The sequence below is a fragment of the Sabulicella rubraurantiaca genome (assembly GCF_017355885.1).
Classification (GTDB): Bacteria; Pseudomonadota; Alphaproteobacteria; order Acetobacterales; family Acetobacteraceae; genus Roseococcus; species Roseococcus rubraurantiacus.
In genome coordinates, this window is record NZ_JAFEUU010000011.1 from 104,850 (window position 1) to 120,100 (window position 15,251).

General features: G+C 71.3%; 12 protein-coding genes. 7 read left to right on the forward strand and 5 right to left on the reverse strand.

Annotation, left to right across the window (positions count from 1 at the left end; all coding sequences use genetic code 11):
• Nucleotides 1-10: 10 nt before the first annotated feature.
• Entirely contained in the window at nt 11-1,603 is a 1,593-nt protein-coding gene (locus JTJ31_RS17785; protein WP_207540105.1) for an ABC transporter substrate-binding protein, read from the reverse strand.
• A gap of 61 nt (nt 1,604-1,664) precedes the next feature.
• Entirely contained in the window at nt 1,665-2,435 is a 771-nt protein-coding gene (locus JTJ31_RS17790; RefSeq protein WP_236020390.1) for an N-acetylmuramoyl-L-alanine amidase family protein, read from the reverse strand.
• 162 nt (nt 2,436-2,597) lie between these two features.
• Here JTJ31_RS17790 and JTJ31_RS17795 point away from each other — a divergent pair, with 162 nt between their 5' ends.
• From JTJ31_RS17795 to JTJ31_RS17825, 7 genes are all read left to right on the forward strand, one after another.
• Nucleotides 2,598-3,902, forward strand: a complete 1,305-nt coding sequence (locus JTJ31_RS17795; protein ID WP_236020391.1) for a rhamnosyltransferase WsaF family glycosyltransferase — start codon at nt 2,598-2,600, stop codon at nt 3,900-3,902.
• A 415-nt stretch (nt 3,903-4,317) separates the two neighbouring features.
• Nucleotides 4,318-7,029, forward strand: a complete 2,712-nt coding sequence (locus tag JTJ31_RS17800) for an Rne/Rng family ribonuclease (RefSeq protein ID WP_207540078.1) — start codon at nt 4,318-4,320, stop codon at nt 7,027-7,029.
• A 1-nt stretch (nt 7,030) separates the two neighbouring features.
• Nucleotides 7,031-7,804 (forward strand): enoyl-CoA hydratase/isomerase family protein, encoded by a 774-nt coding sequence (locus JTJ31_RS17805; protein WP_207540079.1) that lies wholly within the window; start codon nt 7,031-7,033, stop codon nt 7,802-7,804.
• 67 nt (nt 7,805-7,871) lie between these two features.
• Entirely contained in the window at nt 7,872-8,801 is a 930-nt protein-coding gene (locus tag JTJ31_RS17810; protein ID WP_207540080.1) for a Bug family tripartite tricarboxylate transporter substrate binding protein, read from the forward strand.
• A gap of 22 nt (nt 8,802-8,823) precedes the next feature.
• Nucleotides 8,824-9,633, forward strand: coding sequence for an arginyltransferase (locus tag JTJ31_RS17815; RefSeq protein WP_408015432.1), 810 nt, complete (start codon nt 8,824-8,826; stop codon nt 9,631-9,633).
• 17 nt (nt 9,634-9,650) lie between these two features.
• Nucleotides 9,651-11,351, forward strand: coding sequence for a glycosyltransferase (locus JTJ31_RS25225; RefSeq protein ID WP_207540082.1), 1,701 nt, complete (start codon nt 9,651-9,653; stop codon nt 11,349-11,351).
• Nucleotides 11,348-12,595, forward strand: coding sequence for a glycosyltransferase (locus JTJ31_RS17825; RefSeq protein ID WP_207540083.1), 1,248 nt, complete (start codon nt 11,348-11,350; stop codon nt 12,593-12,595). Before JTJ31_RS25225 ends, JTJ31_RS17825 begins: the two co-directional genes overlap by 4 nt.
• Here the strand turns inward: JTJ31_RS17825 and JTJ31_RS17830 are convergent.
• Genes JTJ31_RS17830 through JTJ31_RS17840 form a run of 3 tightly spaced genes read right to left on the reverse strand, consistent with a single transcriptional unit; the run spans nt 12,565 to nt 15,140 of the window.
• Nucleotides 12,565-13,320: a 3-deoxy-manno-octulosonate cytidylyltransferase gene (locus JTJ31_RS17830; RefSeq protein WP_328805769.1), complete on the reverse strand. Its 756-nt coding sequence runs from the start codon at nt 13,318-13,320 to the stop codon at nt 12,565-12,567. The genes JTJ31_RS17825 and JTJ31_RS17830 overlap by 31 nt on opposite strands.
• Nucleotides 13,317-14,135, reverse strand: coding sequence for a 3-deoxy-8-phosphooctulonate synthase (gene kdsA / locus JTJ31_RS17835; RefSeq protein ID WP_207540084.1), 819 nt, complete (start codon nt 14,133-14,135; stop codon nt 13,317-13,319). The genes JTJ31_RS17830 and kdsA overlap by 4 nt, the downstream gene beginning before the upstream one ends.
• Nucleotides 14,136-14,153: 18 nt before the next feature.
• Nucleotides 14,154-15,140 (reverse strand): KpsF/GutQ family sugar-phosphate isomerase, encoded by a 987-nt coding sequence (locus JTJ31_RS17840; protein WP_207540085.1) that lies wholly within the window; start codon nt 15,138-15,140, stop codon nt 14,154-14,156.
• Between the last annotated feature and the right edge of the window lie 111 nt (nt 15,141-15,251).

A 15,251-nucleotide genomic window follows, 5' to 3' on the forward strand; every position in this document is an offset into this window, starting at 1 on the left:
CCTCGGCGTCTCAGCCCCGCGCGGGCTTCACGCCCATGGCCACCGTGCGCTCATCCATGCGTGCCTGGTAGGCCAGGCCGCGCCGGGTCGCCCAGGTGTGATTGAGCTGCACCAGCGGCATGATCGGCACTTCGCGCTCCGCCCAGCGCACGCAGTCCTGCAGGGCGCGCTCACGCTGCTCGTCGTCAATGATGGCGATCGCCTCCGACACCTTGCGGTCCAGCTCGGGCGAAGAGAAGCGGCCGGAGTTGGAGGCGCCGGTGCGGCGCTGCGCGTCGTAGGTCATCATGATGTTGGTGAGCATGTAGCCCGCCTCCGCCGTCACCGAGCCCCAGCTCGTCAGTCGCATCGCGAATTCCTGGCGTGCGGAGCGGGCGGAGAAGGAAGCCCAGGGCAGCGCGTCCACCTGGGTCTGCACGCCGATGCGCGTCCAGAACTGCGCCACCGCCTGCGCGATGCGGCTGTCATTCGGGAAGCGGTCATTCGGCGAGTGCAGCGTCAGGCGAAAGCCTTGCGGGAAGCCGGCCTCGGCCAGCAGGCGGCGGGCGCCCTCGATATCCTGCTGCACCACGCGCACGTCGTCGGCATAGGAGAAGACGCCGGGCGGCAGCCACTGGCTCGTCGCGGTGGCCTGCCCCTCCATCACGCGCTCGGCGATGGCCTGGCGGTTGATCGCCATGTTCAGCGCCTGACGCACGCGCACGTCGTGGAACGGATTGCGGGCCAACGGCTGGCCGTTGTTGTCCGTCACGCCCGGAGGGCTCTCCTGCCGGGAGAAGTCAGCCATCAGGTAGACGACGCGCAGCCCCACCGTCTCGCTCACCGCCACGCGCGGCTCGCGCTTCAGCCGCGCGAGGTCGGAGGAGGAGACCTGATCCACCATGTCGAAGTCGCCGGCCAGCAGAGCGGCGGTGCGCGCCGCGTCATTGGCGACGAAGCGGTAGGAGACGCGGGCCCAGGGCTCCTTCTCGCCCCAGAACTCCTCGTTGCGGACCAGCTCCGTACGGTCGCCGGGGCGGTAGGAGGAAAGCCGGTAGGCGCCCGTGCCGATTGCGGCGCGGCCGGTGTTGTAGTCCTCGGTCGAGGCGCCCTCACCCACATGCTTCGAGATGATGAAAATCGAGGCCATCTCGGTGGGCAGGATTGGGTTCGGATAGTGGGTGCGGAAGCGGATCGTGTGCCGGTCCACCACTTCCGTCCGCTCGATGGAGCGGAGGAAGCCGCCGAAGCCGCCCGGGGAATTGGGCACGTTCGGCGCGCGCGTCACGGTGAAGGCGACGTCCTCCGCCGTGAAGTCGCGGCCATCGTGCCACTTCACGCCCTCGCGCAGCTTGAACTCCCAAAGCTGCGGCTCCACCGCGCGCCAGGAGGTGGCGAGGCCGGGAACGAGCTTCGCGTCGTGGGTGCGCTCGACCAGCGTGCCGAAGATGTGCAGGGCGAGGGAGGAGTTGGGCGCCGCGTTGAAGAAATGCGGATCCACGGAGGTGATGGAGCCGCCGGTCGCGATGGTGAGGTTCTGGCCACCAGCTTGCGCCAGGACCAGGGACGGCGCGGCAAGGGCGCCCGCGGCACCAAGGCCGAGGGCGCGGCGCGAAACGTGCATGCTCAATGGACTATCCTTCCCGGAACGAAACATGGAGCGGTTGTTAGCCGCTCCCGCCCCGTCAGGCCAGGGTGCGGCGGCCGATGAAGGCGTTCACCGCCTCGGCCAGCGAAGCGGCGACGCGGGCGCGGTGGTCGTCGCGGCGTAGGGCCGCCTCGTCCCCCGCGTTGGACAGGAAGCCGCACTCCACCAGCGCCGCTGGCACGTCGGGCGCCTTGAGCACGACGAAGCTCGCGCGGCGCAGGGGCTGGTTCAGCAGTGGCACGCCGCCATCCAACGCATTCACCGTGAGCCGCGCAAGGCGCTCCGACCCCGCCCGCGTTTCCTGGCGCATGAGGGAAAGCAGGATGCGCTGCACTTCCGGCGTGACGGAGGGCAGACGCAGCCCCCCGGCGCGGTCGGCCAAATTCTCCCGCCGCGCCAGCGCCGCCGCCAGCGGATCGGTTGCCGTCTCGCTCAGCACGTAGACGGAGGCACCGCGCACCGAAGGCTGGCCGGGCGGCAGCGAGTCGGCATGGATGGAAAGCAGCAGCGCCGCGTCCCGCTCGCGCGCGAACTCGACGCGCTGGCGCAACGAGACGAAGACGTCGCGCGAGCGCGTCATCGCCACACGCACCCGGCCCTGCGCCTCCAGCTGGCGGCGCAGTTGCTGCGCGATGGCCAGCGTGATGCGCTTTTCCTGCGTGCCGGCGCGGCCGATGGCGCCGGGGTCGGAGCCGCCATGGCCGGGATCGAGCACGACCAGGGGCAGGCGCGCACGGGATGAGGATTGTGCCGACGCCAGAGACGGCGTCGCAAGAAAAGCGAGAAGAAGGCTCCGGCGTCGCAGCAAGGTCACCATTCCGCGTACCCCCCCGAGCTCGCGAGCTGTCGCTTCTACCGCTCGGGGCGTTGTGAATCCAGTCATACGGATGGATGCCAGGAATGACGAAACGGGAGGGTTTGCGACGCGTTGCATCGCCTCGAACCAAGGGGTGAATGAATGCTTCAGGGAATGGCGACCAAGCTGGATGCGTTGAGCCGGAAGCTGCGCGGGCAGGCGCGCCTGCTGCGGCGAGATCCACAGGCCTTCGCCTCGAACCTGATGCAGTACACCCACCCGGCGCTGTTCGAGGAGCGCCTGGTGGACATCATGAACCCGGTCCCCCTGCATGTGCGCGTGGACCCGTCGCTGACCGGGAAGCGGCTGAACGTGCTGAACCCCACCCTCAGCGAGCAGGGGATGACCGGGGGGCCGAACACGATCCTAAACCTGGCCGTCCGAATTGCGCGCCGAGGCATTCCCGTGCGCTTCGTCACGACCATCCCCGGGGGGCGGGGCGTCAGCGAGGAATGGCTGCGCGCGCATGCGGAGGCACTGGTGGGTGGGGAAGTGCCGCCGATCGCGCTTGCCCCGGCAACCGACCCAGCTTCTCCCCTCGCCGTGGGTCCGGACGAGATCTTCATGGCCACGCATTGGACGACGGCGCAGCAACTGAAGCCGGTGCTGCCGCAGATGCGGTCCCGGCAATTCCTCTACATGCTCCAGGAATTCGAGGCGGGGTTCTATCCGTGGTCCAGCAATCACGCCCTCGCCCTCGAGACCTACACGATGGATTTCTGGCCGGTGGTGAATGAGGGGCTGCTGGCTGAGTATTTCTTCGAGCACCGCGTCGGCCGCTTCGCCGAGCCGGGCTTCCGCGAGCGCGTCACCACCTTCGAGCCAGCCATCGAGCGGCGCGTCTTCCACCCGCCCGAGGCTCCGGAGGGGAACCGGCCGCGACGGCTCCTCTTCTACGCACGGCCCAGCAATCACCGGAACCTGTTCGGGCTGGGGCTGGAGGCGCTCCGTCGCGCCTCGGCCGATCCGGCCCTGGCGGGCTGGGAGATACTGGCCATCGGCGGACGGGGCGGGGTGCCGACCCTGCCGCTGTCCGGTGGGCATTCGCTGGTCCCGACGCCCTGGCGCGGCTACCTGGCCTATGGCGACCAGTTGCGGGAGGCGGACGTGCTGCTGGCGCCCATGCTCTCGCCCCACACCGGCTACCCGGCGCTGGAGATGGCGGCGACGGGCGGAATCGCGGTCACCAATGCCTTTGCCGGCAAGACGGTGGGCGTGCTGGAAGCGCTCTCCCCCAATATCGTGGCGACGGAGGCCACGGTGGAGGGACTCGCGGAGGGCTTGGTCCGCGCCGCGCGGCGTTCCCAGGCGGGGCGCGGGCGGAACCAGGCGATCAACCTCCCAGAGGATTGGGCCGAGACGCTCGACCCTGCCGCGGAGCGCCTCGTGGGCATCCTTCACCGGCTGGGGAAGGACTGAACGGGCGCGCCTTGCCCTCCCGGGCGCTGGTGCTATGGTAAAGCGCCCCAGCGACCGGTGCTGCGGCAAGGCATGGAGCCTCGCGCGTGGAAGCCGCCTGGACGCGGCGCACCGCTGGCCCGCCTTGCCCCCGTGCCCGCGGTGCAGTGCCGCTCCCCTGGCTCGTCCCGGTTCCGGCTTGCCGCAGGTCGCCCGCCCCTAGGAGGGCGCGCATTCGCGGGGGTTCGCCATTGGGCGCGCCGCCCCGCCGCCTGCGATTGCAGGGACACGCGGCGGCCGCGCCCCCGGAACGAGGAAAGTCGCTGCGTGTCTCAGACATCGCCGCCGATCGGCCCCCGCCCGGACTCCCTCTCCTTCCCTTTCCGCCGCCGGCCGATGCGCCTTCCGCCCCGCCGCGGCGTGGAGTTCCCCTTCCATGACCAAGCGCATGCTGATCGACGCGGCACACCCGGAGGAGACCCGGGTTGTCGTGATGGACAATTCCCGCGTCGATGAATTCGACCTCGAGGCCGCGAACCGCCTCCCGCTGAAGGGCAACATCTACCTGGCCCGCGTGGTCCGGGTGGAGCCTTCCCTCCAGGCTGCCTTCGTCGAGTATGGCGGCAACCGCCACGGCTTCCTCGCCTTCGGCGAGATCCACCCCGACTATTACCAGATCCCCGTCGCCGATCGGCAGCGGCTGATCGAAATGCAGGAGGCCGAGGCCCGCGAGGAGGCCGAGGCCGAGGCCCGCGAGGAGGAGCGCCGCTCCCAGCGTGAGGCCGCCGCCGCCGAGGCCCGCGCCGCCCGCCGCGCAGCGGCCGAGGCCGTGACGGGGAACGACGCCGCGCCGGCCGCGGAAGACGACACGCCCGCCCTGCCCGGCCCCGACGCCGCCTTCCCCGCCGAGGAAGCGGCCCCCGACACCGAAGCGCTTTCCGCCGAGCTGGACGCCGAGGCCGCGAGCCGCGCCGTGGGCGATGTGGAAGCGGGCGATGCCGAATCCGACGAGAATGGCCGCGTCGAGCTCCTCCCCTCCGAGGACTCCCCGCCCCCCGAGACGATCGGCGAGGAAACGAACGGCGAGAACGGGGAGAGCAGCGAGGGTTCCGACGAGGAGTCCCGCCCCCGCCGCCGCGAGGCGCCGCGCTTCCTGCGTAACTACAAGATCCAGGAAGTGATCCGCCGTCGGCAGATCCTCCTCGTCCAAGTCGTGAAGGAGGAGCGTGGCAACAAGGGCGCCGCGCTCACCACTTACATCTCTCTGGCCGGCCGCTTCTCCGTGCTGATGCCGAACTCGCCGCGCGGCGGCGGAGTGTCGCGCAAGATCACCTCCTCCACCGACCGGCGCCGCCTGCGCGAGGTGATCGAGGAGCTGGAGATGCCACGGGGCATGTCCCTGATCGTCCGCACGGCGGGCGCCCAGCGCCCCAAGGCGGAGATCCGGCGCGACTGCGAGTACCTGCTGCAGCTCTGGGACAACATCCGCACCCGCACCCTCGCCTCCACGGCGCCGGCGCTGATCTACGAGGAAGCGGACCTCATCAAGCGCGCCATCCGCGACGGCTATGCCCGCGACATGGACGAGATCCTGGTGGAAGGCGACGAGGCCTACATCCAGGCGCGCGAGTTCATGCGGATGCTCATGCCGGAGCACCTGCGCAAGATCCAACCCTACCGCGACGGCACGGTGCCGCTCTTCGCCCGCTACTCGGTCGAGACTCAGCTGGATGCGATGCACGAGCCGACGGTGCAGCTGCGCTCTGGCGGCTACATCGTCATCAACCAGACCGAGGCGCTGGTCGCCATTGACGTGAACTCGGGCCGCGCGACGCGCGAGCGCAACATCGAGGACACGGCCCTCAAGACCAATCTGGAAGCGGCGGAGGAGATCGCCCGCCAGCTTCGCCTGCGCGACCTCGCGGGGCTGATCGTCGTCGACTTCATCGACATGGACAGCAACCGCCACAACGCGATGGTGGAGAAGCGGATGAAGGAGGCGCTGCGCCACGACCGCGCGCGCATCCAGGTCGGTCGCATCAGCCATTTCGGCCTGCTGGAGATGTCCCGCCAGCGCCTGCGCCCCTCACTGAACGAGACGGCCTTCATCACCTGCCCGCATTGCCTCGGCCGGGGCACGGTGCGTGGGCTGGAAAGCAGCGCGGTCGCCGTGCTGCGCGCGGTGGAGGAGGAATGCGCCCGCCGCCGCGCCGCCGAGGTCACGGTGCATGTCCGCAGCGCCGTCGCCCTTTACCTTCTGAACAAGAAGCGTGAACGACTGAACGACATCGAGGCGCGCTGGGGCGTTTCCGTCATCTTCGAATGCGACGACACGCTGCACGGCGCCGAGACGCGCATCGAGCGCTCCCGCGCTCCGGCCGCGCCACCGCGTGAGGAGGAACGTCCTGCCGCGATCCGCATGGACTATGCCGCCGATGCCGAGGAAGGCGAAGATGAGGCGGAGGAAGCAGGCGAGCGCGAGACGTCCGAGGCGGGCGATTCCGAGGAGCGCTCCCGCCGCCGCCGCCGCCGCCGCCGGGGCCGCCGCGAGGGCGGCGAGGCCCAGCCTTCCAACGAGCGGGAAGGCCAGGCCTCCGAGGAGCAACCGGCCGAGGCAGGGGACGTTCAGCCCGAGCAACCGGAAGGGCAGGACGTGGCCGAGGAACCGACCACAACGGAAACCGAAGAAGAGCGGTCGCGCCGCCGCCGTGGACGCCGGGGCGGACGCCGCCGGCGCGAGGACGGTGCACCGCCCGAGGCACAGGCCGAAGCCGTGCAGGCCATGGAGGTCGTGCATCGCTCCTATTCCGGCCCCACCCCCGCCGATCCCTTCGCCGGGCATGAGGACCACCTGATCGCTGCGATGGAGGCCGCCGAGGCCGCTGCTGCCGAGGCCCTGACCCCACGCCAGCCGGAACCGGTGGTGATGCCGGAGAACGCAGCCTCGCCCGCGCCGGAGGAACCGAAGGCCAGCGAGACCCCGGCCAAGGCCGCCGCGCCGGAACCGCAGCCTGCGCCCTCGCCCGTCCCTGCCGCCGAGGCCGCGGAGCCGGCAAAGGCCGAGGTGACGATCGGCCCGGCCATCCAGCCAAAATCCGTGGAGGAGCTGGCCACTTCGCCCCGCCGGGGCGGCTGGTGGAAGCGCTGAGGTGACGGAGGAGCCGCCGGTCCTTATCTCGCGAGAGGGTCCGGTCGTCCATGTCACCCTGAACCGCCCCGCCCGCCGCAACGCCATTGGCGGCGGGATGGGCGAGGCGCTCGACGCGCTGATCGAGGAGCTTCGCGGCGACAGCACCGCCCGCGCGGTGGTGCTGCGCGGCGCGGGCGGTCATTTCTGCGCCGGGCTCGACCTCACGGAGGTCGCGGCCTCGCCGGAAGCGCAGCAGGCGCGCAACCGCGCCATCGGAACGCGCTACCTGGCCTTGTCGGAGTTGCCACAGGTGGTGATCGCGGCAGTGGAGGGCGCGGCGCATGCGGGCGGGCTCGGCTTCGTCTGCGCGGCCGACATCGCATTCGCCGCTGCCGATGCTCGTTTCGCCGCGCCCGAGGCCCGGCGCGGCTTGGTCCCGGCCCAGATCCTGCCCTGGCTGGTCCGCCGGATGGGGCGGCCGCAAGCGGCGCGGCTGGTGCTGGAGGGCTCGGTGATCGACGCCCCTGCCGCCTTCCGCATGGGGCTGGTGCATGAGATCGCGCCGGACCGTGCCGGGCTGGACTCGCTGGTCGCCACCTCCCTGCGCGAGGTGACGCAGGGCGCCCCCATCGCCCTAGCGGAGACCAAGGCCCTGCTGCGGGCCCTCGGCCCCGTCTCGCCGGAAGGCTATGCAGAGGCCGGCGCCGCCGCCTTCGGCCGCACGGCCAATGGTCCCGAGGCGCGCGAGGGCATCGCCGCCTTCCGCGAGAAGCGGAAGCCGAACTGGGCCTGATCCGCCGGTTTTCCTCGCCTTTCCGCGCAGCATCGCCCTAGCCTCCCCAAACCAGGGAGGAAATGGAATGCGCTTGCTGACGCTCGTCTTGACGCTGGCCGCCCTCGCCGTGCCGGCGCGGGCTCAGGCGCCCATCACCCTTGTGGTGAATTTCGTCGCCGGCGGGCCGTCCGACCTGATGGCGCGGCTGATGGCGCCCGAGCTGTCGCAGCATCTCGGCGTCCCGGTGGTGGTGAAGAACTCCGTCGGCGCAGCAGGCACCATCGGCGCGGCGGAGGTGGCCCGCGCCCGGCCGGATGGGCAGACCCTGCTGCTTTCGCCCGTGGGCGCCATGGCCGTGCAGCCGCATTTCCGGCGCGACCTGCCCTACCGCCCCACGGACCTCGTCGGCATCTGTCAGGTCGCCGACACGCCGGTGGTGGTGATGGCCGCGCCCAATGGCCCTGCCACGCTGCGGGAAGCGCTGGCCCGCGCGCGGGAGGCAGGGGCCGGGTTCAACTACGCCTCGACCGGGCCGGGTTCCATCCCCCACATCGCCACGGCCGACATCGCCCGGCGCGCCGGAATCGGCATGACGCACATCCCCTTCCGCGGCAATGCGGAGGCGGTGATGGCGCTGCTTCGCGGCGACGTGACGCTCTTCGCCGACCAGCCGGGCACGATCCGAGCCAATGGGCTGCGCGCCCTCGCTGTCATGGCCCCCGCCCGCTCCCCCGAATTCCCGGACGCGCCGACCATGCGGGAGGAAGGGCTGCCCCTGGTCTATTCCATCTGGTCTGGGCTCTTCGCCCCCGCCGGCACGCCCGATGCCTTCCTGGCTCGCGCCGAGACGGCGTGCCAGCGCGCCATGGCGGCCCCCGCGGTGGTGGAGGGCTTCGCGCGCCTCGCCACACCCATCACCTTCCGCGGCCGCGAGGCCTTTTCGCGCTTCTGGGCAGAAGAGCTGGATAAGTTCCGCGGGATTGTGGAAAGCGCAGGTCTGCGTCCGGGCGATTGAAGCGGGGGCCCGGCGGGGTGATATTGGGGTTGTGAATCAACGCCCGCGCCGCCCGCAATTCTTCTACACCACGACGCCCCTGCCCTGCCCCTATTTGCCCGGGCGGACGGAGCGGAAGATCGTGACCGAGCTGACCGGCACGGACAGCGAGGCGCTGCACGACCGCCTGTCGCGCGCCGGGTTCCGCCGCTCGCACAACATTGCCTATTCGCCGGTCTGCCCCGGCTGCCGGGCCTGCGTCCCGATCCGCGTCGTGGCGGCGGAGTTCGAACCGAACCGGACCCAGCGCCGGATCGCGCGCCGCAATTCCGACCTCCTGGCCCGCGCCGTGCCCGCCCGCGCCTCGGCCGAGCAATTCGCGCTGTTCCAACACTACCAGCAATCGCGCCACGGCGGCGGCGACATGGCCGCGATGGGGTTCTACGACTACCGCGCCATGGTGGAGGACACGCCCATCACCACCGGCCTCGTCGAGTTCCGCGACCGCGACGCGCGGCTGCTCGGCGCCTGCCTCACCGACTGGCTCACGGATGGGCTTTCGGCCGTCTATTCCTTCTTCGCGCCGGAGGAGGAGCGCCGCTCCCTCGGGACCTATGCCGTGATGTGGTTGGTGGAGGAGGCGCGCCGCCTTGGCCTTCCCTATGTCTATCTCGGCTATTGGGTGCCGGAGAGCCGGAAGATGGCCTACAAATCGGCCTTCCGCCCGGCCGAGGTGCTGCGTCAGGGAAGCTGGCGCCGCCTGGATGAACCTGCCACCGAAGGTCCGCCGGAGCCGCGCGAGGCGGCGCTGGGCCTCGCTCCGCTCGAGACGGTGCGGCTGAGTTCCGGTTGAGCGAGGCAGCGCCGCGCGTGAACGCATCCGCATCCCTGGTCGAGGCCCAGGCCTTCCTCGAGGCCAGCCGCACCCTGATTCTCTTCGGCCGCGACGCCGCCGGGATTCCGGCGGGGCGGTTCGAGGGCGCGCTGCACGGCAATCTGGGCCGCATCGCCCTTCCGGTGCAGGGCCTGCCGCTGCGCGGCGGCGACCGCTTCGCGGCCCTGCTGCAATTGCCGCCGATGCCGGCGCAGCAGATCCGTGCGCTGGAGGTGGCGCCGGAGCGGCTCATTCCCTTCGCCCCCTCCTGCCGTGCCCTTCCGCCCGAGGAAGGCCTGGAACGCGCCCGCCGCGCCTTGCGGGAGGCCCCGGCCGATGCGCGGACGGCGGCGGAGCCCCTGCTGCCGCGCCGCAGCTTCTCGGGCACGGACACGTTGCCGCGCCTCGCGGCCTCCGCCGTGCACCTCGCCGTAGACCGGGCCCTTCGGCTGGGGGGCAAGGGAATGCTGCTGACGGGGTGGCTGCTAGACCCGGGGAAGCAGCTGGCCGCGCTGCGCGTCTGCACGGAGGCGGAGTCGCATCCGGTGGACCTCTCTGCCGCCGCCGTCATTCCCCGTCCTGACGTGCGCGAGGCGGCGGGGGTGGCCTTCGCCCTGGACCATGACGATTGGGGCTTCTCTGCCTTCGTTCCGCTTTGCCCGGCCCCGGACGAGACATGCTGGATCGAGGTGGAACTTCGCGATGGCGAGGTCGGGCAGCGCGCCCTGGCACCGGTGGAGGGGGCGGGGCTTGCGGTCATCCGGCAGGTCCTGGCCACGCCGCGTGCCGCGCCCTCGCGCCTCGCCGCCGTGATGTCGGGGACGATCGGCCCGGCGGTGGAGGCGCTGAACGAGGCCCGCCTCCAGCGGCCGCGCGATGCGACGGAGATCACCTACGGCACCCTGCCCGAGGCGCCGCGCGTCAGCGTCGTCGTGCCGCTGCATGGGCGGGTGGATTTCATGGAGTTCCAGCTGGCGCTGTTCTCCGCCGCCCCCGACCCGGAGGCAGAGCTGATCTATGTGCTGGACGACCCGCGCCGCCGCGCGGAGACGGAGGCACTGGCCCTTTCGGCCCATGCGCGTTTCGGCCTGCCTTTCCGCCTTGTCCTTCTGGAGGAGAATTGGGGCTTCGCCCCCGCCTGCAACGAGGGCGCGCGCCGGGCCCGCGGGCGGCATCTCTGCATGCTCAACTCGGATGTCTTTCCACAGCTTGGCGAGGGGATGGGCTTTCTCGCCGCGCTTTCCGCGCGGCTCGATGCCGACCCGACCCTGGGCGCCGTCGCGCCGCTGCTGCTGTTCGAGGACGGGACGGTGCAGCACCAGGGGATGCGCTTCGAGGCGGTGCGCGGCCTGCCGCCCTGGCCCTTCCCCATCCATGAACGCAAGGCGCATCCCGCGCCGGAGGGGGCGGGGCTGATCGCCGCGCCGGCCCTCACCGGCGCCTGCCTCGTGCTGCGCCGCGAGGATTGGGACGTGCTGGGCGGCTTCGACGAAGGCTTCGTGATCGGCGATTTCGAGGATGCCGATCTGTGCCTGCGCCTGCGCGAACGCGGGCTGGGCTGCGCCGTGGACCCGGCGCCGCGCCTGTTTCACCTCGAGCGCCAATCTCAAGAGGAGGGCGCGGGATGGCGCTTCCACGCGACGCTGTTCAACGCATGGCGACACGACCGGCGATGGGGCGCAAAACTCGCGTCGTGAGCGCGCCCGCTCCGCGCGAGCGGCGCGTGCTCGTGGTCAGCCACACCCATCCGCGCCTGACGCGCGGGGGCGCTGAGATCGCGGCCTATGAGCAGTTCCGCCGGCTGAAGGAAACGCCGGGGGTTCGAGCCTTCTTCCTGTCGGGTAATGCAGGCTGGCACGCGCGGCGCACCGGGGTGGTGATCCAGCGCCCCTGGGGCGAGGACGAGTTCCTCGCCGAGGCGCCGGGCTACGACCATTTCCGCCACGCCAACTCCTCGCCCGCGCTGGCGCGCGAATTCGGCGAGCTGCTGGAGGAGCTGCGGCCCGACGTGGTGCACGTCCACCACTATCTCGGCCTAGGGGTGGAGCTGTTCCAGGCGGTGCGGCGCCACGTGCCGGGGGCGCGGCTGGTGCTGACGCTCCATGAGTTCCTGCTGATCTGCAACCATTTCGGCCAGATGGTGACGCGGCCAGACCTCGTGCTCTGCACCCATGCCAGCCCGCAGCGCTGCCATCGCTGCTACCCGGAGCACGAGCCGCGCGCCTTCTTCCTGCGGGAGCTGTGGCTGAAGCGCTTCCTGGCCGAGGTGGATCTCTTTATCGCTCCCTCGCACTTCCTCATGGAACGCCACGTTGCCTGGGGCCTGCCGCGCGAGCGGTTCCGCGTGCTGGAGAACCACCTGCCGCCACACGACCCGGGCCCCGAGCTGCCGCGCCGGGGCGGGCCATTCCGCGCCGGGTTCTTCGGCCAGATGTCGAAGCTCAAGGGCATCGACGTGCTGGTGCGTGCCGCCGAGCTGCTGGAGGAGCGCGGCGCCGACGCGGTGATCGAACTTCACGGCTCCGCCGAGAACCAGCCCACCTCCTTCCGCGAGCACGTGGCGAAGGTCCTAGCCTCGCCGCCGCGCCACTTCATCCATCGCGGTCCCTACCGCAACGCGGAGGTGACGGAGCTGATGCGCGGCGTGGACGCGGTGATCGTGCCGTCCATCTGGTGGGAGAACTCGCCCCTCATCATCCGCGAGGCGGCACGGGCGGGGCGGCCACTGATCGGTTCCGGCATTGGAGGCATTGCGGAGAAGCTGGAGGAGCTGCCCGGCAGCATGACCTTCCGCGCCGGCGACGCGATGGACCTCGCCGACCGCATCATCGAGATGGCGGCCCTGCCGCCCGAGGCGCGCACCCCGGCGCCGGAACTCGAAGGCCCGGGGATCGAGGCGCTGCTCGCCCTCTACGACGAGGCGGCCGCGCTGCCGCGCTGAGCCATCATCGCCCGCGCCCGCTCGAGGTCGGCGGGCGTGTCCACGCCGAGCGGCACATCCTCCACCGCCTGCGCGTCCACGCGCATCCCGGCTTCCAGCGCGCGCAGCTGCTCCAGCTTCTCGCGCAGCTCGAGCGGGCTGGGCGGCAGACTGACGAAGCGGCGCAGCGCGTCGCGCCGCCATGCATAGAGGCCGATATGGTGCCAGAGCTGCCCCTCGCCCCAGGGCGCGGTGGCGCGGGTGAAGTAGAGGCAGCGGAAGCGGCCGGGCTTCCATTCGCTGCCGACCATCTTCACCACCTGGCTGGCCTCACGGTCCTCCTCGCGCTCGATGGGCGCGACCAGCGTGCCGAGCGCGACCGCCTTCTCCTCCATCACCGCCAGCACGGCGCGGATAGCCCCGGGCGCGATGGTGGGCAGGTCGCCCTGCACGTTCACCACCACATCCTGCCGTCCCTCCGGATCCAGCGCCTCGATCGCCTCGTGGATGCGGTCGCTGCCCGAGGGGTGGTCGGCGCGCGTCATCACCGCGCGACCGCCATGCGCGCGCACCGCCGCCGCGATCTCCTCCGCGTCGGTGGCCACCACCACCTCGCCGATATCGGCTTCCTCGGCCCGGCGCATGACCTGCACGATCATGGGCAGGCCGGCGATCTCGGCCAGCGGCTTGTCCGGCAGGCGCGTCGCGCGCATCCGCGCCGGGATGAGGACGAGGGCGCGGCTCACGACTTCGCCAGCGCGTCGAACGCCTTGAGGCGGGCGATGAGCGCAGGCATCTCGCGCAGCGGGATCATGTTGGGCCCGTCGCTCGGCGCCTTGTCCGGATCGGGGTGGCACTCGATGAACACCGCCGCCACCCCCACCGCCACGGCGGCGCGGGCCAGGACAGGGGCGAATTCGCGCTGGCCGCCGCTGCTGCTGCCCTGGCCGCCGGGCTGCTGCACGGAATGCGTGGCGTCGAACACCACCGGGTAGCCGGTGCGGGCCATGATGGGCAGGGCGCGCATGTCGCTGACCAGCGTGTTGTAGCCAAAGGATGCGCCGCGCTCGCACAGCATGATGCGCTCATTGCCGGTGCTGGCGATCTTGGCCGCGACATTCGCCATGTCCCACGGCGCCAGGAACTGGCCCTTTTTCACGTTGATTGCCGCCCCCGTCTCCCCGGCCGCCAGCAGCAGGTCGGTCTGGCGCGACAGGAAGGCTGGGATCTGCAGCACGTCCACCGCCTCCGCGGCCGGGGCGCATTGCTCGGCGGTGTGCACGTCGGTCAGCGTCGGCAGTCCGGTGCGCTCCCGCACCTCGGCGAGGATGGCGAGGCCGTCCTCAAGCCCGATGCCGCGCGCCGCGCTCACGCTGGTGCGGTTCGCCTTGTCGAAGGAGGATTTGTAGACCATCCCCACCCCCGCCTCGCGCGCCATCGCGGCAAGCGCGTCCGCCATCTCCAGCGCGTGGGCGCGGCTTTCGATCTGGCAGGGGCCGCTGAGGAAGACGAGGGGCTGATCGTTGCCGACGCGAAGGTCGCGGATGGATACAGTGGTCATCTCGTGGGGTCCCTCGGCTCAGGCGACGCCGGCGCGCAGGAGGTCATGGACGTGGAGGATGCCGACCGGCGCGCCCGCCGCGTCCACGACGAAGAGCGCGGTCACCTTGTTGTCGTTCATCAGGCGCAGCGCCTCGGCGGCCAGCGCGTCCGGCCGCACGGTGCGGGGCGAGCCAGACATGACCTCGCCTGCCTCCAGCGACAGCAAGGCGCCCGAGCGCGCCTCCAGCGTGCGGCGCAGATCGCCGTCGGTGATGACGCCGGCGAGGCGCCCGTCCCGCACCACGCCGACGCAGCCGAAGCGGCCGCCCGTCATGGTGATGAGCGCCTGGTCCATTCGTGTCTCCGGCGCGACCAGCGGCAGCTCCGATGCGGGGTGCATCAGCTCATGCACGTGGGAAAGCTGGGCGCCCAGCCGCCCACCCGGATGGAAGACGCCGAAATCCGCCGCGGTGAAGCCGCGCCGGTGCAGCAGCGCCACGGCCAGCGCATCGCCCAGCGCCAGCTGCATGGTGGTGGAGGTGGTGGGAGCGAGGCCCATCGGGCAGGCCTCCTTCACCGGCGGCAGCAGCAGCGCCACGTCGGCGGCGCGCGCCAGGGCGGATCCCGCGCCGGAGGTGATGGCGATCAGCGGGATGGCGAAGCGGCGCGTATGCGCGACCAGGGCCGACAGCTCGGCCGTGTTGCCGGAGTTGGAAAGCGCCAGCACCGCGTCGCCGCGCACGATCATGCCGAGGTCGCCATGGCTCGCCTCGCCCGGGTGGACGAAATGCGAGGGCGTGCCGGTGGAGGCGAAGGTGGCGGCGATCTTGCGCCCGACATGGCCGGACTTGCCCATGCCGGAAACGATGACGCGGCCGGAAACCTCGGCCAGCAGCGAAAGGGCTTGGCCAAAGGAGGCATCGAGGGAGGCAGCCAGCGCCGCGAGCCCCTCCGCCTCCGTCAGGATGACCTGACGGCCCAGCTCCTCGGGCACGTCATCCCGGACCGCACGCGCGCTGCTCATCGCCAGTTCCTGCTTCCCGTGGAGCCGCGCCGCCGCAGCGTGACATCCGGCCAATCCAGCGGCCCCATATACCCCCGCGGGCAGAGGGAGCAAACCGAGGGGCGCCCCCCA